The organism is Actinomadura kijaniata NBRC 14229, assembly GCF_001552175.1.
GTDB classification, from domain to species: domain Bacteria; phylum Actinomycetota; class Actinomycetes; order Streptosporangiales; family Streptosporangiaceae; genus Spirillospora; species Spirillospora kijaniata.
In genome coordinates this window covers 1-20,782 of sequence record NZ_BCQR01000146.1, presented here as the reverse complement: position 1 = coordinate 20,782, position 20,782 = coordinate 1, and the positions used below count along the sequence as shown (strand labels likewise).

22 protein-coding genes are annotated in these 20,782 nt (G+C 74.8%); 8 read left to right on the top strand and 14 right to left on the bottom strand.

The window, feature by feature from the left end; genetic code table 11:
• Nucleotides 1-21: 21 nt before the first annotated feature.
• Nucleotides 22-1,707, bottom strand: coding sequence for an aa3-type cytochrome oxidase subunit I (gene ctaD, locus AKI01S_RS36245; RefSeq protein ID WP_067828443.1), 1,686 nt, complete (start codon nucleotides 1,705-1,707; stop codon nucleotides 22-24).
• 138 nt (nucleotides 1,708-1,845) lie between these two features.
• On the opposite strand from ctaD, the gene AKI01S_RS36240 reads away from it, so the two are divergent.
• The gene (locus AKI01S_RS36240) at nucleotides 1,846-2,325 is read left to right on the top strand and encodes a 2-thiouracil desulfurase family protein (RefSeq protein ID WP_067828440.1); all 480 of its coding nucleotides are present in this window, start codon (nucleotides 1,846-1,848) and stop codon (nucleotides 2,323-2,325) included.
• Nucleotides 2,326-2,337: 12 nt separating this feature from the next.
• Here the strand turns inward: AKI01S_RS36240 and AKI01S_RS36235 are convergent, their stop codons facing one another.
• From AKI01S_RS36235 to AKI01S_RS36225, 3 genes are all read right to left on the bottom strand, one after another.
• Nucleotides 2,338-3,297 carry a helix-turn-helix transcriptional regulator gene (locus AKI01S_RS36235; RefSeq protein ID WP_067828437.1) on the bottom strand — a complete coding sequence of 320 codons (960 nt, stop codon included), beginning with the start codon at nucleotides 3,295-3,297 and terminating at the stop codon, nucleotides 2,338-2,340.
• Between the two features lie 257 nt (nucleotides 3,298-3,554).
• Complete coding sequence (locus tag AKI01S_RS36230; protein WP_157420410.1) at nucleotides 3,555-5,153, bottom strand: YfjP family GTPase; 1,599 nt, start codon at nucleotides 5,151-5,153, stop codon at nucleotides 3,555-3,557.
• Complete coding sequence (locus tag AKI01S_RS36225; RefSeq protein ID WP_067828434.1) at nucleotides 5,150-6,886, bottom strand: GTPase domain-containing protein; 1,737 nt, start codon at nucleotides 6,884-6,886, stop codon at nucleotides 5,150-5,152. The genes AKI01S_RS36230 and AKI01S_RS36225 overlap by 4 nt, the downstream gene beginning before the upstream one ends.
• Nucleotides 6,887-6,946: 60 nt before the next feature.
• Here AKI01S_RS36225 and AKI01S_RS51175 point away from each other — a divergent pair, with 60 nt between their 5' ends.
• The 4 genes from AKI01S_RS51175 to AKI01S_RS36210 are packed head-to-tail and all read left to right on the top strand — an operon-like array spanning nucleotide 6,947 to nucleotide 10,285.
• On the top strand, nucleotides 6,947-7,117 hold the full coding sequence (locus tag AKI01S_RS51175; protein ID WP_157420409.1) for a hypothetical protein: 171 nt from the start codon (nucleotides 6,947-6,949) through the stop codon (nucleotides 7,115-7,117).
• A gap of 10 nt (nucleotides 7,118-7,127) precedes the next feature.
• Complete coding sequence (locus AKI01S_RS36220; protein WP_067828480.1) at nucleotides 7,128-8,504, top strand: carboxylesterase/lipase family protein; 1,377 nt, start codon at nucleotides 7,128-7,130, stop codon at nucleotides 8,502-8,504.
• A gap of 9 nt (nucleotides 8,505-8,513) precedes the next feature.
• The gene (locus AKI01S_RS36215) at nucleotides 8,514-9,317 is read left to right on the top strand and encodes a helix-turn-helix domain-containing protein (protein ID WP_067828431.1); all 804 of its coding nucleotides are present in this window, start codon (nucleotides 8,514-8,516) and stop codon (nucleotides 9,315-9,317) included.
• An 11-nt stretch (nucleotides 9,318-9,328) separates the two neighbouring features.
• Nucleotides 9,329-10,285 (top strand): FAD-dependent oxidoreductase, encoded by a 957-nt coding sequence (locus AKI01S_RS36210; protein ID WP_067828478.1) that lies wholly within the window; start codon nucleotides 9,329-9,331, stop codon nucleotides 10,283-10,285.
• Here AKI01S_RS36210 and AKI01S_RS36205 read toward each other — a convergent pair.
• A complete protein-coding gene (locus AKI01S_RS36205; protein ID WP_067828428.1) occupies nucleotides 10,273-10,851 on the bottom strand; it encodes a hemerythrin domain-containing protein in 579 nt (192 codons plus the stop codon). The two genes, AKI01S_RS36210 and AKI01S_RS36205, sit on opposite strands and share 13 nt — an antisense overlap.
• A 160-nt stretch (nucleotides 10,852-11,011) precedes the next feature.
• Between AKI01S_RS36205 and qcrB the strand changes: the two genes are divergently transcribed.
• Nucleotides 11,012-12,346 (top strand): cytochrome bc1 complex cytochrome b subunit, encoded by a 1,335-nt coding sequence (qcrB, locus tag AKI01S_RS36200; protein ID WP_067828425.1) that lies wholly within the window; start codon nucleotides 11,012-11,014, stop codon nucleotides 12,344-12,346.
• On the opposite strand, the gene AKI01S_RS36195 is transcribed toward qcrB, so the two are convergent.
• From AKI01S_RS36195 to AKI01S_RS36165, 7 genes are all read right to left on the bottom strand, one after another.
• Entirely contained in the window at nucleotides 12,330-12,713 is a 384-nt protein-coding gene (locus AKI01S_RS36195) for a cation transporter dimerization domain-containing protein (RefSeq protein WP_067828423.1), read from the bottom strand. The two genes, qcrB and AKI01S_RS36195, sit on opposite strands and share 17 nt — an antisense overlap.
• A gap of 79 nt (nucleotides 12,714-12,792) precedes the next feature.
• Nucleotides 12,793-13,470: a response regulator gene (locus AKI01S_RS36190; RefSeq protein ID WP_067828418.1), complete on the bottom strand. Its 678-nt coding sequence runs from the start codon at nucleotides 13,468-13,470 to the stop codon at nucleotides 12,793-12,795.
• On the bottom strand, nucleotides 13,467-14,453 hold the full coding sequence (locus AKI01S_RS36185) for a HAMP domain-containing sensor histidine kinase (protein WP_067828415.1): 987 nt from the start codon (nucleotides 14,451-14,453) through the stop codon (nucleotides 13,467-13,469). The genes AKI01S_RS36190 and AKI01S_RS36185 overlap by 4 nt, the downstream gene beginning before the upstream one ends.
• A gap of 81 nt (nucleotides 14,454-14,534) precedes the next feature.
• The gene (locus tag AKI01S_RS36180) at nucleotides 14,535-15,317 is read right to left on the bottom strand and encodes a uroporphyrinogen-III synthase (RefSeq protein WP_067828411.1); all 783 of its coding nucleotides are present in this window, start codon (nucleotides 15,315-15,317) and stop codon (nucleotides 14,535-14,537) included.
• Entirely contained in the window at nucleotides 15,304-15,651 is a 348-nt protein-coding gene (locus AKI01S_RS36175) for a TraR/DksA family transcriptional regulator (RefSeq protein WP_157420408.1), read from the bottom strand. Before AKI01S_RS36175 ends, AKI01S_RS36180 begins: the two co-directional genes overlap by 14 nt.
• Before the next feature lie 140 nt (nucleotides 15,652-15,791).
• Nucleotides 15,792-16,319: a DUF6939 family protein gene (locus AKI01S_RS36170; protein ID WP_067828408.1), complete on the bottom strand. Its 528-nt coding sequence runs from the start codon at nucleotides 16,317-16,319 to the stop codon at nucleotides 15,792-15,794.
• A 44-nt stretch (nucleotides 16,320-16,363) separates the two neighbouring features.
• Complete coding sequence (locus AKI01S_RS36165) at nucleotides 16,364-16,942, bottom strand: TetR/AcrR family transcriptional regulator (protein ID WP_067828405.1); 579 nt, start codon at nucleotides 16,940-16,942, stop codon at nucleotides 16,364-16,366.
• 140 nt (nucleotides 16,943-17,082) lie between these two features.
• On the opposite strand from AKI01S_RS36165, the gene AKI01S_RS36160 reads away from it, so the two are divergent.
• Entirely contained in the window at nucleotides 17,083-18,270 is a 1,188-nt protein-coding gene (locus AKI01S_RS36160) for a serine hydrolase domain-containing protein (protein WP_067828401.1), read from the top strand.
• A 71-nt stretch (nucleotides 18,271-18,341) separates the two neighbouring features.
• Nucleotides 18,342-18,749 carry a VOC family protein gene (locus AKI01S_RS36155; RefSeq protein ID WP_067828397.1) on the top strand — a complete coding sequence of 136 codons (408 nt, stop codon included), beginning with the start codon at nucleotides 18,342-18,344 and terminating at the stop codon, nucleotides 18,747-18,749.
• Between the two features lie 22 nt (nucleotides 18,750-18,771).
• Here the strand turns inward: AKI01S_RS36155 and AKI01S_RS36150 are convergent, their stop codons facing one another.
• Together AKI01S_RS36150 and AKI01S_RS36145 are read right to left on the bottom strand one after the other, a co-directional pair.
• Complete coding sequence (locus AKI01S_RS36150; RefSeq protein ID WP_067828471.1) at nucleotides 18,772-20,052, bottom strand: MFS transporter; 1,281 nt, start codon at nucleotides 20,050-20,052, stop codon at nucleotides 18,772-18,774.
• Nucleotides 20,053-20,054: 2 nt separating this feature from the next.
• On the bottom strand, nucleotides 20,055-20,561 hold the full coding sequence (locus tag AKI01S_RS36145) for a MarR family winged helix-turn-helix transcriptional regulator (protein WP_218009947.1): 507 nt from the start codon (nucleotides 20,559-20,561) through the stop codon (nucleotides 20,055-20,057).
• Between the last annotated feature and the right edge of the window lie 221 nt (nucleotides 20,562-20,782).

The window sequence follows — 20,782 nt, the reverse complement described above, 5'->3', positions numbered from 1 at the left end:
AATTCTGACCGTTCCCGGCCTTCACTCCCCGTGTTCACCGGAGGCGTGTTCTCCCTTGCCCGACAGGGCCTCCTGCGAGGTCTGCCGAGGATAGTGCAGGTCGAAAGCGGGCCTTTCGGATCGGATCCGGGGGATGGACTTGAAGTTGTGCCGGGGTGGCGGACAGGACGTCGCCCACTCAAGGGAGTTTCCGTAACCCCAGGGGTCGTCGGCCTCGATGCGCGGCGCGCTCCGCGTGGTCTTGTAGACGTTGTAGAGGAAGAACAGCGTCGAGATGCCCAGCAGGAACGCCCCGGCGCTGGAGATCCGGTTGAGGGTGACGAACTCGTCGGGGTAGTCGGCGTACCGGCGCGGCATGCCCTGGGCGCCCAGCCAGTGCTGGATCAGGAACGTGGTGTGGAAGCCGACGAACAGCGTCCAGAAGTGGACCTTTCCCCAGCGTTCGTCGAGCATCCTTCCGGTCATCTTCGGCCACCAGAAATACAGCCCGGCGAACATCGCGAATACGACCGTTCCGAAAACCACGTAGTGGAAGTGGCCGACGACGAAGTAGGAGTCGTGCAACTGGAAGTCCATCGGCGGCGACGCCAGGATGATCCCGGTCAGCCCGCCGAACAGGAACGTCACCAGGAACCCCACCGACCACAGCATGGGCGTCTCCATGCTGACCTGGCCGCGCCACATCGTGCCGACCCAGTTGAAGAACTTCACCCCCGTCGGCACCGCGATCAGGAACGTCATGAACGAGAAGAACGGCAGCAGGACCCGCCCGGTGGTGAACATGTGGTGCGCCCACACCGCCATCGACAGCCCCGTGATGGCGACGGTCGCGGCGACCATGCTCAGGTAGCCGAACAGCGGTTTGCGGCTGAACACCGGGATGACCTCGGTGATGATCCCGAAGAACGGCAGCGCGATGATGTAGACCTCGGGATGCCCGAAGAACCAGAACAGGTGCTGCCAGGTCATCGCGCCGCCCACCGACGGGTCGAACACGTGCGAGCCGAACTTGCGGTCCGACATCAGCACCAGCAGCGCCGCCGCCAGGATCGGGAACGCCATCAGCACCAGCACGCTGGTCAGGAACACGTTCCAGGTGAAGATCGGCATCCGGAACATGGTCATGCCGGGCGCGCGCATCCCCACGATGGTGGTGACGAAGTTGACCGCGCCGAGGATGGTGCCGAAGCCCGACAGCGCCAGCCCCATGATCCACAGGTCGGCGCCGACGCCGGGCGTGCGGATCTCGTTGTTGAGCGGCGCGTAGGCGGTCCAGCCGAAGCTGGCCGCGCCGCCCGGCGACACGAACGAGAAGAACACGATCAGCCCGCCGAACAGGAACAGCCAGTAGCTGAACATGTTGAGCCGGGGGAAGGCCACGTCCGGCGACCCGATCTGCAACGGCATGATCACGTTGGCGAAGCCGACGAACAGCGGGGTCGCGAACAGCAGCAGCATCACCGTCCCGTGGATGGTGAACATCTGGTTGTACTGCTCGTTGCTGGTGAACTGCAGCCCCGGTTCCGCCAGCTCGGCGCGGATGACCATGGCCATCAGCCCGGCCAGCAGGAAGAAGACGAACGAGGTCGTCAGGTACAGGTAACCGATCACCTTGTGGTCGGTGGTGGTGATCCAGGACACCAGGATCGCGCCGCGCGACCGCCGTACCGGCGGCGCCTCCTGCGGTTTCCGGCCGAGCAGGACCATGCCGTGCTCCCTGGGAACAGGGTCTCCCCGTGGACGGGCTCTCCCTCAACTATTCGCCCCCGTCCCACGGGGCGCAAGACCGCCTGCCGGACATGGCCGCCCGGCCCGGCGGACGGCGGGGAACGTAGGCTGACAGGCGTGGAACGGATCCTGGTGAGCTCCTGCCTTCTCGGCCGTCCCGTGCGTTACGACGGGCGGGGCAAGCCGGTGCGCGACGATCTGTTCGAGCGGTGGCGCGCCGAGGGGCGGCTGGTGCCGTTCTGCCCGGAGGTGGCGGGGGGACTGCCGGTGCCGCGGCCGCCCGCCGAGATCGTGGGCGGTGACGGCGCGGACGTCCTGGACGGCGCGGCGCGGGTGGTGGCCGACACCGGCGAGGACGTGACCGAGGCGTTCGTGGCGGGGGCGCGGCTGGCGCTGGAGACCGCGCGGCGCGCGGGGGCGCGGGTGGCGCTCCTGAAGGAGTCGAGCCCCTCCTGCGGAAGCCGGATGATCTACGACGGCACGTTCACCGGGACCAGGGTCGCCGGGGACGGGGTGACGGCCGCGCTGCTGGAACGCGAGGGCATCCGCGTGTTCGGCGAGGAGGGCCTCGCCGACCTGGCCGCCCTGCTGGACTGAGCGTTCCGGGCGTCAGCTCCGGAGGGCCTGGCGCGGGGGGCGGCCGAAGCGGCGGCGGTACTCGGCGGCGAAGCGCCCGTGGTGGGTGAAGCCCCACCGGGCGGCGATCGCGGCGACGGTCACGCCCGTGGTGGGATCGGCGGCCAGGAGGTCGGCGTGGGCGCGCCGCAGGCGGACCTCGTGCAGATGGGCGACGGGCGTGGTGTCCAGGTGCCGCCGGAAGGCGGCCTGGAGGCTGCGGGGGCTGGTCCCGGCGGCCGCGGCGATCTCGGTGAGGCCGATGCCGCGGTGGGCGTTGTCCTCGATGAACGCGGCCGCGCGGCGGACGGCGGCGGCCCCGGTCCGGCCGTCCGGCGCGCCGGACGGCTCGATGATCGGGAAGGTCTCGACCAGCGCCGTGGTGAGCAGGCGGAAGGCCTCGGCGCGCAGCAGCGGGCTGGCCGCGAGTTCGGGCTCGGCGAGGAGGCCGCGGGTGACGTGCCGGACCGCCGACCGCCAGTACCGGGCCCGGGCCCGCGACACCGGCCGGGAGAGCCGGAAGGCGACGTCGCCGCCGGTGGTCTCCCGCGCCAGCCGGGCGACCGCCGCGGCGTCGAGGCGCACCATCCCCAGCTCGACACCGCTCCACCACAGCTCGTGCCGGCCCTCGGCCGGGACGAGGAACGCGTCGCCCGGCGCGGCGCGCACCTCGTCGCGCCGCGCGGCCATGGAGACCCGCCCGTCGAGCACGTGCGCCACGAGCAGCGCCCCGTAGGGCTCGGCCGAGGTGCGCATCTCCATCGAGTGGGAGACGAACTCGACGCCGTACCGCCCCTCCCCGGTGGCGCGGGCCCGGAGGCGGAACCGTTCCCGGTCGCCCGACACCACCGGCGTGTGGTCGGAGTACACCGAGCACAGGTACGCGTGGGCCTCGGCGAGGTCGGTGGTGGCGAACTCCACCCGTCGCACCACGCTGTCGGACCGGTCGGCCATGGGCACCTCGGATTCGGGGGTCCGCGGGTCGGCTCCCAAGGTGACGTACCCGCTCGGGACGCCGGGATTATCCACCGCGCGCAGGAATCGTCCGCTGGACGAAGCCCCGCTTGCCGCCGTTCCGGCGCGCGCCTTGACTGTGGGGACGGTCTCCTGGCGCGCCCCCGTCGCCAGGAGCCCTCCGACGGGCGGAGGGCATGGGGGGACCCGGCACCGGGACTGCCCTCCGCCTGCCGGACCTTCCCTCCGGCGGCCCGTCAGCGGGCGCGGGCCGTGGTGACGCGGTCGGCGAACTCGGTGTAGCGGTCGCGTTCGGCGGCGGCGGGCCGCAGGACGAGGCGTTCGGCGACCTCGGCGACGGCCGCGCGCAGGGCCCGGTCGGCCCGTCTCGCGCGGCGGCGGCCGCCCAGCCGGGCGAACCCCCGCGACAGCAGCGCCAGCAGCACCCCCGCGAGCGCGCCGCCGAGCAGCAGCAGCGTCGGCCAGGGCACCGCGCCGACCTCGGGCGTGGGGACGTCGGGCAGCCGCAGGTAGCCCACCACCGCCAGCGCCAGCAGCCACAGCCCGCCCACCACCAGGGCGACCAGGAAGATCTTCTGGAGGAGTCCGGCCAGCGTCCACCAGCGGGGCGGGCGGGAGGCGTCCAGGGAGGTGGTGGAGACCGCCCGGTCCAGGGCGTCGGTGAGCTCGTCCTCGTGGACGCGCGCGGCCTCCCGGACCGAGCGGGCCCACGGCTCGGGCACCCCGGCCGCCGCCCCGGCGCCCGCCTCGCGCAACGCGATCTCGACGCGGGAGCGCTGGACGGACGAGACGGCCGGCAGCGAGGTGCGGCCGCCGTCGTCCAGCCGCAGCCGGCGCAGCGGGTCGGGCCGCATCCTGCGCGCCCACCGGGTCACGGGCCAGCCGGTGGCGGCCACGGAACGGTGCCGGTGGGCGCGGGCCACGGCCGCGACGACGGTGGGCACCCCGGCGGCCTCGGCCAGCGCCCTGGTGAGCGGCGCGGTGAGGGCGGTGTCGCCCCGCGCCGGGCCGTCGCCGGGGTGCGGGCCGAGGGCGGCGGCCAGGTCGTCGGCGGCGGTGGCGACGTCGGCGGCCAGCCGCGCGGCCCACGCCTGCCGCCGGGAGACGCGTTCGGCCAGCAGGCTCCGCAGTTCCGGCAGGCCCCGTCCGGTGCGCGCCGACACCGCCAGCACCGGGACGCCCGCCAGCCCGTCGTCGGCGAGCAGCCCGCGCAGGTCGTCCAGGCAGCGGCGGACGGCGCGGTCCGGCAGCCGGTCGACCTGGTTGAGGACCACGACCGTCACGTCGCGGTGCCGGGCGAGGGGGCGCAGGTAGCGTTCGTGGACGGCGGCGTCGGCGTACTTCTGCGGGTCGAGCACCCACACCAGCAGGTCGACGACCCCGACCAGGCGGTCCACCTCCAGCCGGTGCGCGACCTCGATCGAGTCGTGGTCGGGCAGGTCCAGCAGCACCAGCCCGGACAGCGCCGGGTCGCCGCCCTCGACGGTGTGGCGGCGCGGCACCTCCAGCCAGTCCAGCAGCGGGCCCGAGCCGTCGGGGTCCCAGCGCGCGGCCTGGGCCGCCGCGGTCGTCGGGCGGGTCACGCCGACGGCGGCCAGGTCGATGCCGGCGAGCGCGTTGAGCAGCGACGACTTGCCGCTGCCGGTCGCTCCGGCCAGCGCGGCGACGGTGTGGTCGACCGACAGCGCGGCCCGGGCCCCGGCCCGTCCGACCACGGCCCGCGCCCGTTCCACGACGCCGCCGTCGAGGCGCCCCTCGGCCAGGTCGGCGGCCTCGCCGAGGGCGGCGAGGCGTTCGTCGAGCGTCGGGGCGGGCTTGCGCAGCAGGGTCCTCACCGTGATTTCCCCTCGGGCAGGTCGCGGCGGCGTTCGTGGACGGCGGCGGCCGCCGCGCGCAGCTCGTCCGGGCCGGGGCCGGTCAGGCCGTCCAGCAGGGCGGTGAAGCGCTCCTGTTCCCCGTCCATCAGCTCGCGGACGCGCCGCCGCAGGTCGTCGCGGGCGTTCTCGGTGAGCTTGCGGACGGCCTGGTCGCCGAAGACCGCCTCCAGCACCTTCTGGCTGAGCACGCTCGTGCCGCCCGCGATGCCGATCTCCAGGCCGGTCAGCCCGCCGGTGGAGGCGAACACCGCCAGCATCAGCAGCAGCCCGAGCCCGTTGACGCCGAACGACGCCGCCCGCGCCGCGCCCCGCCGCTCGGCCCCCTCGGTGCGCACCAGGTCCAGCACGTAGCCCTGCCAGTCGCGGACGGCGCGCTCGGCGCGCCCGGCCAGGTCGGGTGAGGCGCGCCCCAGCCGCCCGGCCCGCGCGACCCCGGCGCGTTCCAGCAGGTCGCGGCCGGCGGGGACGGCGAGCCAGGCGTCGACGGCGCGTTCGGCGGCCCCGTCGGCGACGGACCGGACCAGCGCCTCGACGCCGCTCTCCAGCGCGGTCCGCAGCTCCCGCGCCGCCGCCGGGCGGCCGGTGAACACCGCCACGACACGGTCCCGGATCCGCCCGATCCGCGACTCCAGCGACCGCATGAGGTCCCCGGTGCCGATGAAGTCCTGCCAGCGCGCCAGCACCTCGCCGCGCAGCAGCGTCCCGTCGCGCATGCCCTCGTCGAACGCCGCCATGCCGGACGTGTAGCTCCGTTCGGCCAGCCGCCGCAGCTCCCCGGCGGCGGCGCGCTGGCGTTCGACGGCGCCGGCCAGCGCGGGGACGCGGGTGGCCAGGCTGTCCAGGGCGCCCGCCAGGGTCTGCCGCACGACCCGGGCCCGCGCCTGCGCGTCGGCGGACAGGCCCTCCAGCCATTCCCGGACGGGCCGCACGACCTCGGCGGGCAACGCGGCGTCCTCCTCGGGCAGCGCCAGCTCGGGCACCACGAACAGCGGCGTTCCGCCGAGACCGTTCTCCTCCAGCAGCCGCGTCAGGTCGCGGCTCACCGGCCCGGCGGCGTCCCCGGGGACGCGTTGCAGGATGACGGCCAGGGCGGTGCTGCGCTCCCGGGCCGTGCGCAGGAAGCCCCACGGCACCTCGTCGGCGTAGCGCGCGGCGGTCGTGACGAACAGCCACAGGTCGGCGGCGGCCAGCAGTTGCGCGGCCAGCTCGCGGTTGGCGGTGACCACCGAGTCGATGTCGGGGGCGTCCAGCAGCGCCAGCCCGGCCGGGACGCGCGCGTTCTCCACCACCCGCAGCGCGCCGGGCTCGCCCTGTCCCCCGCCGGTCACGCGGGGCAGGCCCGGCAGCACGTGCCCGGCGACGAACCAGGCCGCGTCGCCGGGGTGCGTGACGAGCGTGGGGGCCAGGGTCGTGGGGCGCAGCACGCCCGCGCGGCTGACGCGTTCCCCGACCAGCGAGTTGACCAGCGTGGACTTGCCCGCGCCGGTCGAGCCGCCCACCACCGCCAGCAGCGGCGCGTCGATCGCGGCCAGCCGGGGCAGCAGGTAGTCGTCGAGCTGCCCGAGCAGCTCCCGCCGCGCCCGCCGGTCGGCCTCGACCTCCCCGACCGCCAGCGGGAACAGCTCCCCGTCCAGCAGCCGCCGCAGCTCCAGCAGCGCCCCGGAAAGCCCCTGGGCCAACCCCTCAGCCATACGCTGGGCCTTCCCGCTAAGCCCCCGATCAACCTGCCCACCCGTGACAGGCTGGGCGCGATGGCCGAACCGAGGGTGGGCGAGGTGCGCACCGGCACCGTCACGGAGATCACGCGTTCCCGTGGCGAGGTGGTCGAGGAGCTGGTGGTGGGGCGGCGGGTCATCGTCGTCCTCCAGGGGGTGGTCCTCGATACGCGGCGTGTCCTTTTCTCGCCCGGCCCGACGGTCTAGCGTCGTGCGGATGCGCGATGCGGTGGTGAGGACCCGGCAAGGTGATGTCCGGGGGACGGTCGGGGACGGCGTCGTCACGTTCAAGGGGGTGCCGTTCGCCGCGGCGCCGGAGGGGGCGTTGCGGTTCCGCGCGCCCGCGCCGCCCGCCGCGTGGGACGGGGTGCGGGACGCGTCGGCCTTCGGGGCCGCGCCGCCGCAGCCGCCGCCCGCGCCCGGCGTGCCTCCCGCCTGGCGGCCCGGCGACGGCCTGGACTGCCTCACCCTGAACGTCTGGACGCCCGCCCCCGGCTCCGCCCGCCTGCCGGTCATGGTGTGGCTGTACGGCGGCCGCTGGGAGATCGGCGCGGCGGGCCTGCCGCAGTACGACGGCGCGAGGCTCGCCCGTTCGGGGGTCGTGGTGGTGACCGTGAACTACCGGGTGGGCTTCGAGGGCTTCGGGCACGTTCCCGGCGCGCCCGACAACCGGGGGCTGCTGGACCAGCTCGCGGCGCTGCGCTGGGTGCGGGAGAACGCGGCGGCGTTCGGCGGCGACCCGGACAACGTCACCGTGTTCGGGCAGTCGGCGGGCGCGGCCTCGGCGGCGTTCCTGGCCTCGGCGGGCACCGGCCTGTTCCGCCGGGTCATCGCGCAGAGCATCCCGAACGGCCTGGTCACCCCGGGCGAGGCCCGCCGGACCACCGAGAGGGTCGCCGACGCGGCCGGGGTGTCCGTCGCGGACCTGGCCTCGCTGCCGCCCGAGGAGATCGTGCGGGTCCAGCCGCCCGGCGCGTTCGGCCCGGTCGCCGACGGGGAACTCGTCACCGGCCCGCCGTGGGCGCGGATCCGGCCCGACGTGGACCTGGTCTGCGGCTTCACGCACGAGGAGTACCGCTCGTTCGCCCCGGTGGTGGACCCCGCCGGAGTCGATCCGGTCCAGGTCGCCGCCGCCGTGGGCCTGCCCGCGGGCGCGGTGGACGCCTACCGCGCGGCCCTGCCCGGCGCCGACGGCGCGGCGCTGTTCACGGCGATCATGTCGGACGCGGTGGTGCGGATGCCGACGACGTGGGCGGCCGAGAACCACGCCCGCGCGGGCGGCCGGACCTGGCTGTACGACTTCACCTGGCGGGGCGCGGCGTTCGGGGCGTGCCACGGCGTGGACGTGCCGTTCACGTTCGGCGACGCCACCAGCCGGTTCGCCCGGCGGTTCCTCGGCGATCCGCCCGCCGGGTTCGAGGCCCTGTCGGGCGCGCTGCGCGCGTCCTGGACCGCGTTCGCCGCCACCGGCGATCCGGGCTGGCCGCGCTTCACCCCTCCCGCCGGCCGGACGCGCCTGTGGGACGCCTCCCCCGCCGACGTCCCCTACCCCCTGGCCGGGATCCGCGCCGTCTGGCGGGACCCCGCGGCCTAACCTGGACGGGTGGAATACGTCCGATCCCGGGCCGCGCCCGCGCTGGACGGCCTGGTCACCGGCTACTCGGGCTACCGCCTCACCGGCCCGCCCGGAACGCACCAGGGCCTGCCGTCCGACCGCCTGATCCTCGTCGTGCCGCTGACCGGGACGCTCGACATCGTGGGCCGCGACGGCACGGCGGCGTTCCCCGCGACGCTGGGCGGCCTCCACGACCGTCCCGTGGTGATCTCCCACGACGGGCTCCAGCACGGCGTGCAGATCGATCTCACCTGGCGGGCCGCGCGGGCACTGCTCGGCCTGCCCGCCGGGGAGCTGGCGGGTGAGGTCCTCGACCCGGCGGCCGTCCTCGGGCCCCGGGCCGTCGAGCTCGCCGAACGCCTGCACACCGCCCCCACCTGGCCCGACCGGTTCCGGGTCCTCGACGCCGCCCTCGCGGCCCTGGTCCGCGACCGTCCCGCCGCCCCGCCGCCGGAGGTCGGCCGGGCGTGGCGGCGGCTGGCCGAGACCGGCGGGAACCTCACCGTCGCCGACCTGGCCGGCGAACTCGGCTGGAGCCGCCGCCACCTGACCGAGCGCTTCCGCCGCGAGCTCGGCGTGCCGCCCAAGACCGCCGCGCGGCTGATCCGCTTCGCCCGCGCCTGCCGCCTGCTGCGCCGTCCGGGAGCCCGCCCGGCCGACGTGGCGGTCCGCTGCGGCTACTTCGACCAGGCGCACCTGGCCCGCGAGTTCCGCGCGCTGGGCGGCACGACCGCCACGCGCTGGCTGGCGGAGTTCCCATCCGTCCAAGACCGCGGGGCCGCCCCGGGGTGACGATCGTCGCCATGACCGACACCATCGTGCTCGGCGCGGGCGTCAGCGGCCTGACCACGGCGATCTGCCTCGCCGAGGCGGGAGCGGGCGTCCGCGTCCTGACCGCCGCGCCCCCGCGGGAGACCACCTCCGTCGTCGCCGGGGCGATCTGGGGCCCGTGCTTCCTGGAGCCGCGCGCCGCCACGCTCGCCTGGACCGAACGCTCCCTGCGCGACTTCCGCGCCCTCGCCGGCCGGCCCGGCACGGGCGTGCGGATGGCGCCCGTCCTCACCGTCGGGCAGCTCCCGCCGACCGGTGACCTCCCGCCCGAGGTCCGGCTCATCCCGGACCTGCGCGCCTGCACTCCGGAGGAGCTCCCCGACGGTTTCGGCGCGGGCTTCCGGTCCACGATGCCGCTGATCGACATGCCGGTCTACCTGGACTACCTGACGCGTCGCCTCACCGCGGCGGGCGGGCGGATCGAGCACCGCGCGGTGCGCTCGCTGGACGAGGCCGCCGCGCTGGCCCCGCTGGTGGCCAACTGCACGGGCCTGGCCGCCGCCCGCCTGGCCGCCGACCCGACCCTGACGCCCTCCCTCGGCCAGCACGTCGTCCTCACCAACCCCGGCCTGGACGAGGCGTTCCTCGAACTGTCCGGCGCCGCCGAGTCCACGAGCTTCTTCCCCCACCCCGACCGGGTGGTCTGCGGAAGCCTCCACACCCCCGCCACCGGGGACGCGGCCCCCGACCCGGCCGTGACCGAACGCATCCTGGCCCGCTGCCGCCGCGTCGAACCGCGCCTGCGGGACGCCGAGGTCGTCAAGGTCGAGACGGCCCTGCGCCCCGTGCGGCCGTCGGTCCGGGTGGAGGCCGGGCCGCTCGGGCCGGCGCGCTGCGTCCACAACTACGGCCACGGCGGCGCCGGGGTCAGCCTGTCGTGGGGCTGCGCCCGCGAGGCGGCGGCGCTGCTGCTCGGTCAGGCCGCCTGAAGGCGCGCGCCCCGCAGGTAACGGGCCCGCCACCGCAGCCGGTACAGCAGCCGGTCGGGCGGGTCCAGCCGGGCCAGCACCTCCCGCCGCAGCTCCTCCGGCGCGCCCTCCAGCAGCCAGGGGTAGTAGTCGGCGGCCCCGTGCAGCCCGAGCAGGCGCCGGGGCTCCCAGGCCAGGTCGCAGCGTTCGCGCGGGCTGAGCAGCGCCTCGGCGCGGCGGAGCAGGGCGGTCTCGGTCCGGTGGTGGCGGGCCAGGGCGCGCGCGAGCCCCTCCGCCTGCGCGCGGACGGCCGCCGCGCCCTCCTCCAGGGCCGCGTCGACGGCGTCCATCCGCGCGACCAGCCCGATGCGCTCCCGCTCCGCCCGCTCCATCAGCACCCTCGTGGCGGGGTCGGCCTTGGCGCGCAGCACCGGCCACAGCCCGGTCCGTTCGGCGTCGTGGTGCATCCGCAGGAAGACCCCGAACCGCTCCCACCCGGCCGGCGCGCCGTCCCCGCCGTCCCCGGCGGCGAGGCGCTCCAGGTCCCGCAGGAACGCCCGGTGGCGGGCGCGCAACATGATCTCCATCGCGTTCTCCCTCCCGAACGATGACACCCACAAGACGCCGCCAGCCCGTCCGGGCGTGACAGTCCGCCGATGAGATCCGACTCACGTCCGGCGACCGTCACAACGGGACCCCCCGGCGGCGTCTTGTGGGTGTCATCCCCTTCCAGAAGGGAAGCCGCCCATGCGACTCCACCTGCCGGCCGGGTCGGCCCGCCGGACGTCGGCCGATCACTGGACGTTCCTGTTCGGGCAGATCGCGGTGTACTCCTTCGTGATCCTGCTGGTGACGGGCGCGTTCCTGACGTTCTTCTACGACCCGGACATGACGCGGGCCCCGTACCGGGGCTCCTACGAGCCGCTGCGCGGCCTGCCCGTCAGCCAGGCCTACGCGTCCACGATGGACATCAGCCTCGACACGCGCGGCGGGCTGCTGATGCGGCAGATCCACCACTGGGCGGCGCTGCTGCTGCCCGCCGCGATCGCCTGCCAGCTGTTGCGGATGTTCTTCACCGGCGCGTTCCGCCGCCCCCGCGTCCTCGGCTGGCTGGTCTGGGTGGCCCTGTTCGTGCTGGCCATGGTCACGGGCGTGACCGGCGGCCTGCTCCCCGACGACATGCTGTCGGGCGGCACCCTGGGACTGATCCAGAGCATCACGCTGTCGATCCCGTTCGTCGGCACCGAACTCGCCGACCTGGTCTTCGGCGGCGGCTTCCCCGGCGACACCGTCATCCCGGCCGCCTACTGGCTGCACATCACGCTGCTGCCCCTGGCCATGGCGGGCCTGTTCCTGCTGCGGCGGCGCCTGGTCCGCCGGAACGGCCACACCCGCTTCCGCCAGGCGGCCACCGCCGCCCCGCGCGCGGCCTCGGCGGCGATGTTCCTGTTCACCTGCGGGGTGCTGGCGATGCTGGGAACGCTCGCGCAGATCAACCCGATCTGGAACTACGGCCCCTACCGGCCCGGCGACATCACCGCCGGGGCCGTCCCCGACTGGTACATGGGCTTCCTGGACGGCGCGATCCGCATCATGCCCAACTGGGAGCCGACCGTCGCCGGGCACCCGCTGACCCTGGCCGTGCTGGTCCCGGCGCTGCTGGTGCCCGGCGCGTTCTTCACCGTCCTGGCCGCCTACCCGTGGCTGGAGCGCCGTCTCACCGGCGACGACGGCGTCCACCACCTGCTGGACCGGCCCCGCGACGCGGCCGTCCGCACCGCGGTGGGCGCGGCGGGGATCACGTTCTACGGGCTGCTGTGGGCGGCGTCGGCCAACGACCAGATCGCGGTGGAGTTCCACCTGTCGCTGTTCGCGGTGACCTGGTTCTTCCGCGTCGCGGTGCTGGTGGGGCCGCTGCTGGCCTACCTGGTCGTCCACCGGATGTGCCTGGGGCTGGTCCGCCGCGAACGCGAGGAGGCCCTCCACGGCCGTGAGACCGGGCGGATCGTGATGGACCCGGACGGCGGCTTCAGCGAAATCCACGAGCCCGCCGAGGTCCGGGAGCTCACGGCGGCGCGCTGACGGCGGGCCGGTGCCCCGCCGGCACGGCGTGGTGGTCGGCTCCGCCGGTCTCCTCCGGATCGGGGTGAAGGGTGGCGGCGGCGAGCCGGGGGACCCGGTGGAGCAGGGCGTGCTCGGCGGCGACGGCCACCTCGTGCGCTGCCACCACGCTCAACCGGGCGTCCACCACGATGTCCGCCTCGACCCGCAGCCGGTGCCCGACCCAGCGCACCCGGACCGGCCCGACCCCCCGCACGCCCTCGACGCCGCCCAGCACCCGCTCGACGGCGACGACGGTCCCCTGGATCACCGTGGTCGCCCCGAGCACCCCCAGCGACACCCCCAGGGCCCGCATCCCCTCCCGCGAGCCCTCCATGGCGTCGTCCACCCGTTCGGAGCTCCCATGCCCGTGCGGAGTGAGCAGATGAGCCGTCCGAGGCATCTGCGACCTGCTCGCGGGCCGCGGGTCAGGGTTCGATCAGGCCGGTGCGGATGGCGTAGCGCACCAGTTCCAGGCGGTCCTTCAGGCCGAGCTTGGCCAGGATGTTCGCGCGGTGGCGGTCGACGGTCTTGACGCTGATCACCAGCGTGTCGGCGATCCGCCGGGAGGAGTGGCCCTCGGCGACCAGCTTGACGATCTCCTCCTCGCGCGGGGTGAGGACGGTGTCGGGGGTCCGGCCGGCGCGGGCCTGGTCCAGATAGGTGCGGATCAGGGTCGTGACCGCGCCCGGGTACAGGAACGGCTCGCCGCGCATGGCCGCCCGGCACGCCTGGATCAGGTCGCGGTCGGCCAGCGACTTGAGCACGTACCCGGCGGCCCCGGCCCTGAGCGCCTCGAAGAGGTACTGCTCGTTGTCGTGCATGGTGAGGATGAGGATGCGCAGGCCGGGGTGGCGGCGGGACAGTTCGCGGGCGGCCTGCAGGCCGGTCATGCGCGGCATCGCCACGTCCAGGATCGCGAGGTCCGCCTCGACGCCTCCGCCCTCGCCGCCCCGCAGCAGGGCGATCGCCTCGGCCCCGTCCCCGGCCTCGGCGACGACCCGCAGGTCGGGTTCGCCCTCCAGGATGAGCCGGACGCCGCGCCGCACCAGGGCGTGGTCGTCGGCCAGAAGGATGCGGGTCGGGGCGCCGGGCCAGGCGGTCATGAGGGGTCCTCGCTGGGATGGGGCCCGCCGGCGGGGTCGGTGGGGTCGATGGGGACGTGCAGGGTCAGGCAGGTCCCCCCGCCGTTCCCGGGACGCAGGGTCAGGGTGCCGCCGACCAGCAGGGCGCGTTCGCGCATGCCGCGGATGCCCGCGCCCTCGGGCGCGTCGCCCATGCCCGCGCCGTCGTCCTCGACGCGCAGCAGCACCCCGCCCCCGGCCGTGGTCAGGCTGAGCTCGGTGACCGTGGCGCCCGCGTGCCGGGCGACGTTGGTCAGGGCCTCCTGGGCGATCCGGTACACCACCAGCTCGGCCTGCGGGCTCAGCGGCGGCAGGCCCGGCCGCAGATCGCGGCGCACCCGCAGCGTGGTGTGGGTGTCGAACCGGGCGGCCAGCGCGGTCAGCGCGCTGACCAGCCCCAGGTCCTCCAGGACGTCGGGCCGCAGCCGCCGCGCGATGCGGCGCACCTCCTCCAGGCTCTGCCGGGCCGTCTCCTGGGCGTGGTGCAGCTCCCGGCGCAGCGGCGGCGGGGCCTGGTCGGTGAGCCGCTTGAGGTCCAGCAGCAGGGCGGTCAGGCTCTGGCCGATCTCGTCGTGCAGCTCGCGGGCGACGCGGCGGCGCTCGCCCTCCTGGGCCGACAGGGCGCGGGCGCTGCTGGTGCCGCGCTCGGTCTCCAGCCGGTGCAGCATCTGGTTGAACGTCTCGATCAGGGCGGCGACCTCGCCGCTGCCGGTGACCGGCAGCCGCTGGCCGGGACGCAGCAGGTCGACGGTGGTCATCATCCGGCTCAGCCGGTCCAGCGGCGCCAGGCCCCAGCGCAGCAGGACGGCGTTGGCGAGCAGCATCGCCGCCAGCCCGGCCAGCAGCACCAGCGCCTCGGTCAGCCGGATGGGCACCGACACCGTCCAGGGGCCGACCATCAGAAGGATGGTGGCCACCACTCCCACGAGGGCGTTCAGCCAGAACACCCGCCAGAACAGCCGCACCGACCGCACGATCCTTCCGTCACCGACCCTGTCCCCTCCATCGTCCCGCCGGGGTGCGGCGCGGGCCGACCGGGGTGCCCCTCACGCCCCGCGCCGCCCGCTCACCGCGTACCTGGCCAGGGCCGCGGCGAGCTCCCGCGCCGCGGGCCGGGGCGCGACGACGCGCACCCGGAGCCCGTGCTCGCGGGCGGTGCTCGCGGTCTGCCGCCCGATGGCCGCGACGACGGTGGACGGCGGCGGCGCGGCGAACGCGACGAGGTTGCGGACCGTGGACGACGAGGTGAAGGCCACCGCGTCGAACCCGCCGCCCGCGATGGCCGCGGCCGTCGCGGGTGAGGGGGGCGCGGCCGGGACCGTGCGGTAGGCGACGACACGCTCGCACCGCCACCCCGCCCCGGTCAGTCCCTCCGTCAGGACGGGACGCGCGAGGTCGGAGCAGGGCACCAGGACCCGCCCGGCCCGCGCCGCCGGCCATGACCGCACCAGCCCCTCGGCGGACTGCTCGCCGTCGGGCACCAGGTCGGTCCGCACCCCCAGCCGGGCCAGCGCGGCCGCCGTGCGTTCGCCCACCGCGGCCACGTCGGCGGCGATGGCCTCCCGGACGTCCCAGCCGTGGACGACGCACCGCCGGTGGACGGCGTGCACGGTGTTGGCGGAGGTGAACACCACCCACGCGAACCCGCCGCTCCGCAGCCGCGCGAGCGCCTCGTCGAGGGGCGCCACGTCCGGCGGGGGCTCCACCGCGATGGCCGGCAGCTCGCGGACGGCCGCGCCGTGACGGCGCAGCCATCGCGACAGCTCGGGCGCCTGGTGGGCGGCCCGGGGAACCAGCACCCGCCAGCCGTCCAGCTCAGCGGAGCGCACGGTTGGCGCGCCCCTGGCACCGCACGCAGTACCGGACGTAGGGCAGGATCTCCAGCCGCCCGGCCGGGATCGCCTCCCGGCAGCCCTCGCACCGGCCGTAGACGCCGTCCTCCAGCCGCCGCAGCGCCTCGTCGATCTCGGCCAGGCTCCGCCGCAGGTTCTCGCGGCGGGTGTGGTCGGACTCCTCCACCTGCTCCAGCGGGGCGCGTTCGATCGCCTGCTCCAGCACGGCCAGTTGCGAGGCGCGGGCGCGCCGCTCCTCCTCCAGCCGCTGCCGCACCTCCCGCGCCGCGGCTCCGTCCGGGGCGGGGTCGGTACCATGCCGCGATTCCATGGCCAGGGAACTCCTTCGCGAAGGGGCGGACCGGCCCCTCCGCGAGGCCGGTCCGACGTCGGACGCCTCCACCATGGATCACCGTCGCACCGGGCGGTATCGGGCCTGACACCCATTCGCGGGAGGGAGACCCCTGTACGTCAGGGCTCCCGGACCCGCCGGGCGACGAGCGCGGCATGGGACAGCGGCGTCGACAGGTCGGCCACGTCCGCGTTCGTGGTGTAGTCGAGCAGCACGACGGTCCTGGCCGCGCTCAGCTCACGCAGCCGGGCGACGAGGTCGGCGGCCCGGTGGTCGAGCATCCAGCGGTAGGTCGGCAGGTAGATGCGGCGGCGCGCCTCCTCGTAGCCGAGCAGGCGGCCGTCGAGCCGGTGTCCGAGGGGAGGGCCGAGCCGGCGGACCGTCCGCTTGATGCCCTTCATCGTCGCGATCCGCAGCTTGCCGAAGTCCTCCGCCTCGCTCTCGAACACCTTCAACGCCTGCCAGACGCCCTCGACCGACTCGGAGACGCGTCCGGGATGCCCGGGCACGGGGATGCCCCCGTGCGGATAGAAGGGGCTGAGCCGGACCCAGGGCTCCTCCCCCTTGGAGGTCACGTCGAGGATCAGCGCGTCGGGGAAGTCCCGGTGGAGGGTGGTGCGGCGGCGACTCGCGATGTGAACGGGCATGAGCCGAATCTGCCACCCCCCTCCGACAGTCCGGTCCGGCGCTCCTAGCGCGCCGGGTCCTCCGCCGGAACAGGGGCCAGGCCCAGGATGGCGCCGGCGCCGTGGAGGAGTTCGGCGCGCAGGTCGCCGGCGGGAACGTCCGGGAGCTGGCTGATGGGGTCGGTGGCGGCGGCGAAGGCCTGGGCGGCGCGCACGCGCCGACGCCAGTCGGGGTCGGGACCGGCGAGCAGGAGGACGGCGCGGTCGGTGACGTGGCCCACGCGGGACACGAGGTCGGCGGTCTCGTCGCCGTAGACGGAGGCGTCGCGCAGGAGCAGCGCCATGGTCGCGCGGTGGTCGAGCATGACGTCGATGCAGCCGGCGAGCACGTGCCGCCGGACCTCGGCGAGCGTGGGGCGGGCGGCGGCGGCCTCGATCGTCGCCTCCAGCTGGTCGATCGGCGGCCTGACCAGGCTGTCGAGGATCTCGCCCTTGCTGCGGAAGTGGTGGTACAGCGAGGGCTTGGTGATGCCGACGCGTTCGGCGATGTCGCGCATGCTGGCCGCGCGGTAGGTCTGCGCGGTGAACAGCTCGCGGGCCACCTCGATGATCCGCTGCCGGGTGTCGCCCGCCTGGTTCCGCACCACTGTCTCCGCCTCTCACCGTTCCCGACGCCGCGCGCCGAGTCTACCGACCTACCGGTCGGTCGCCCTTGCCTACCGTCCGGTCGGTAGCCTATCGTCAGGCTCCCGACCGACCGGTAGGTAGAGAGAGGGGCGAGGAAATGACGCATGTCCAGGGAAACGTCGCCGAGGGGTTCCACGCGGTGCGGCAGGCGTTCGAACGGAACTTCACCGAAGGGGGCGAGGTCGGCGCGGGCCTGACCGTCTACCGGCACGGCAGGCCGGTGGTGGACCTGTGGGGCGGCCACGCCGATCCGGAGACGCGCAGGCCCTGGCGGCGCGACACCATCGCCCCGATCGCCTCCACGTGCAAGTCGTTCGCCACCGGCGCGGTGCTGCTGCTGGTCGAACGCGGCCAGGTGGACCTGGAGGCGCCCGTGGCCCGCTACTGGCCCGAGTTCGCCCAGCACGGCAAAGGCGAGATCACCGTGCGCACCCTGCTCGGGCACCGCGCCGGACTGCCCAGCATGCACATGCGCCCCATCACCTGGGAGGACCTGCGCGACTGGACGCCGATCACCGACGCCCTCGCGGCCGCCGTCCCCGAGTGGCCGCCCGGCACCGCCCATGGCTACCACGGGGTGACCATCGGCCACCTCGCCGGGGAGATCGTCCGCCGGGTCTCCGGCGTGACGCTCAGCGAGTTCCTGACCCGCGAGATCACCGGCCCGCTCGGCCTGGACTGCTACGTGCGCGTGCCCGACGAGGCGATGCCGCGCCTGGCCGCCATGGTCCTCCCCGACGCCGACTCCCTGCGCCTGGGCATGGAGGTCCCCGAGCTCGCCGACTTCGTCAGCGCGCTCGACGACCCCGGCGGCCTGCCCTTCCGCGCCCTCTACGGCAGCGTCACCCTCGGCTGGGAGGCCGCCGCCGACCCCCGCACCTACCAGGTGGAGAGCCCCTCCATGGACGGCGTCGCCTCCGCCCACTCCCTGGCCCGCTACTTCGCCGCCCTGACCGGCGAGGTCGACGGCGTTCGGCTGCTCGGCCCCGGCCTCGTCGACCGGATCCGGACCCCGCAGGCCGAGGGCGTCGACCGGATCCTGCGGGTGCACACCGCCTGGGGCATCGGCTTCGCCGTGCCCGGCGGCCCGTTCTGGCCCGCCCCCGACCGCCTCACCGGCCTGTTCGGGCACAGCGGCGCCACCGGCTCGTTCGCCTTCGCCGACCCGGACCGCGGCCTCGCCTTCGGCTACGTCCCCAACCGGGGCTCCGAACTGCTGGAGGGCGGCGACTTCCGGGTCCGCTCCCTGACGGAGGCCCTCTACGCGTCGCTCCCCGACGAGTAGGGGGTGCCGATCCCCGCCCGGCGCGGTACGGTGGGACAGGTAGTCAAATTTGAATAGCAAAGGAGGCGGACATGTCGTCGGTGATCCCCTACGTGATGGTGGACAGCGCCAAGGACTACGGCGAGTTCCTCAGGAGCGCGTTCGACGCCGAGGTGACCAACGTGCTCCCCCTGCCCTCGGACCCCGAGCGGGTGATGCACGCCGAGGCGCGCATCGGGGCCGGGGTCGTGTTCTTCGCCGACTCCGGCGCTCACGGCGAGCGGTGCCTGACCTCGCCCTCCGAGCCGGTGCACGTCCAGCTGTGGGCCACCGTTCCGGACGCCGACGCGGTGCACGAGCGGGCGGTCGCCGCCGGGGCCCGGTCGGCGCAGGAGATCGTCGCCCAGGACGACGGCACCCGGATGGGCGGCTTCGTCGACCCGTTCGGCACGCTGTGGTGGGTGAGCACCAGGCGCCCGGAAGCCGCCGACACGGCCTGAGACCGCGAAGCCGGTGCGCGCCTCAGCGGCCCGCGAGCTGGGGCGGCCCGGCGGGCGGCTGGACGTCCTCGTGCGCGGGCGGGGTCCGGTGCCCGCGCAGGGGACGGTTGACGAGGCCGACGGAGACGACGGTGGCCGCGGCCGCCAGACCGCCCGCCAGGAGGGCCAGGGGCGCGGAGGTGAGAGAGGCGAGGAGCCCTCCGCGGAAGTTGCCGATCTCGGGACCGGCGATGCCGATGACGTGCTCGACCGCCGAGACCCGCCCCCGGTGGTCGTCGGGGGTTTCGAGCTGGATCAGCGCGCCCCGGGTGATGACGGCGACGGTGTCGGCCGCCCCGGCGACCGCCAGGCAGGACAGCGCGAGCCAGAAGGGCTCGGCCAGGCCGAACCCGGCGAGGGCCAGACCCCAGGCCGTGGCCGCGACGAGCTGGACCAGGGCACCGCGGCGAAGCCGGGTCACGGCCCCGGAGAACAGCCCCGCGCCGAGCCCGCCGACCGCGATCGCGGACAGGAACAGCCCCAGCATCCGGGGGTCGCCGCCGAAGCGGACATCGTTGATCAACGGGAACAGCGCGATCGGCATGGCCAGGACGGTCGCGGCGAGGTCGACGGCGAAGGAACCCCACAGGAGCGGACGCCGCAGAATGATCCGCCACCCTCCGGGAAACGGCCCGTTCCGCTCCCGGCCGACGGCGCGGGGGACGGGCATCGCGGGCAGCCGGAACAGCGCGACCAGCGACACGGCCACGGTCAGCGCCTGGATCGCGTACGCGGCCGGATACCGCCACTGGGCGAGCACGACACCGGCGAGAGCGGGCCCGACCAGCATGGACGCCTGGAAGGCGATGTTCTGCAGGGCGAGCCCGGCGGCGACCTGGCCGGCGGGCAGCAGCCGGACCGGGAAGGTGCGCCGCGCCGGTGCCCCGAGCGCCGCACACCCGGCCTGGACGGCGACCAGGGCCAGCAGCAGGAGGACCGACCGGTTTCCCGCGGCGGCCTGCACCAGAAGACCCACGGCCGCCAACGCCTGACCTCCCGTGGCGACGCGCACCAGCCTCCTGCGGTCGACGGTGTCGGCCAGTGACCCGCCGACCAGACCGAGAACGAGCAGCGGCAGACCCGTGGCCACACCGATGGCCCCGGTCCACAGCGGACTGCGGGTCAGATCCCAGACCTGTTGCAGAACGGCGACGACGGCGACCTGCTGACCGACCGAGGCCAGGGAGGAGCCGATCCACAGATCCCGGAACGGCCGACTGCCGCGTAGCGGACGGACGTCGACGAGCTTCTCCCGCCAGGCCACCACTACGGACGGGGCGCGGGGCCGGGAAGCGACCCCTCAAGATGGGACAGGATCCGATCCCTCATGGACCGCCGGGCCAGGGCGCGTTCCAGCTCGGTGACAACGGCGCTGAGCGGATGGGGCACCTCGTCGTCGAGCTCGGCGACCGCCGCCTCGGTAGCACGCCACTCGGCCTCCAGAAAGGGGACGAGGTCCCGACCACGGTCGGTCAGGATGATGCGCCGCGTGCGGGCGTCGGCACCGGGTTCCGTTTCGACCAGCCCCTCACGGCGCATCGCCGAGATCGTCTGACTCATCGCCGAGTGCGAGCGATCCAGCGAGTCGGCCAGCTCACGGATCGTCAGCGGACCGGTATGCGCGAGCCGGATCAGAGGGTAGGCGAACCGGGGCCGAACGCCCTCGACGCCTCGCTCGGTGTAGAGGGACTCGATCTGGCTGTCCATCGCGGCCAGCAGGGCGTACAGCGCATGCCACCGACCAGGCGACGCGGTCGGATCCAAAGATGTCACAGCGCTAATATAACAGCGCTCATGCATTAACGGACGGAACGAGCGCAGCAAGCGGCCCTCAGCGTGACGCGACGGCACACCAACCGCGATGAGCCGCGTCGAACTCCGGGTCTACCAGGAAGCACCCCACGACTTCACCGGACACCCCACAGCCGCAGCTCAGACAGCACTCAGATGTAGAGCCGTTCTCCAGAAACGAGAAAAGGCCCCGCCGATAACGG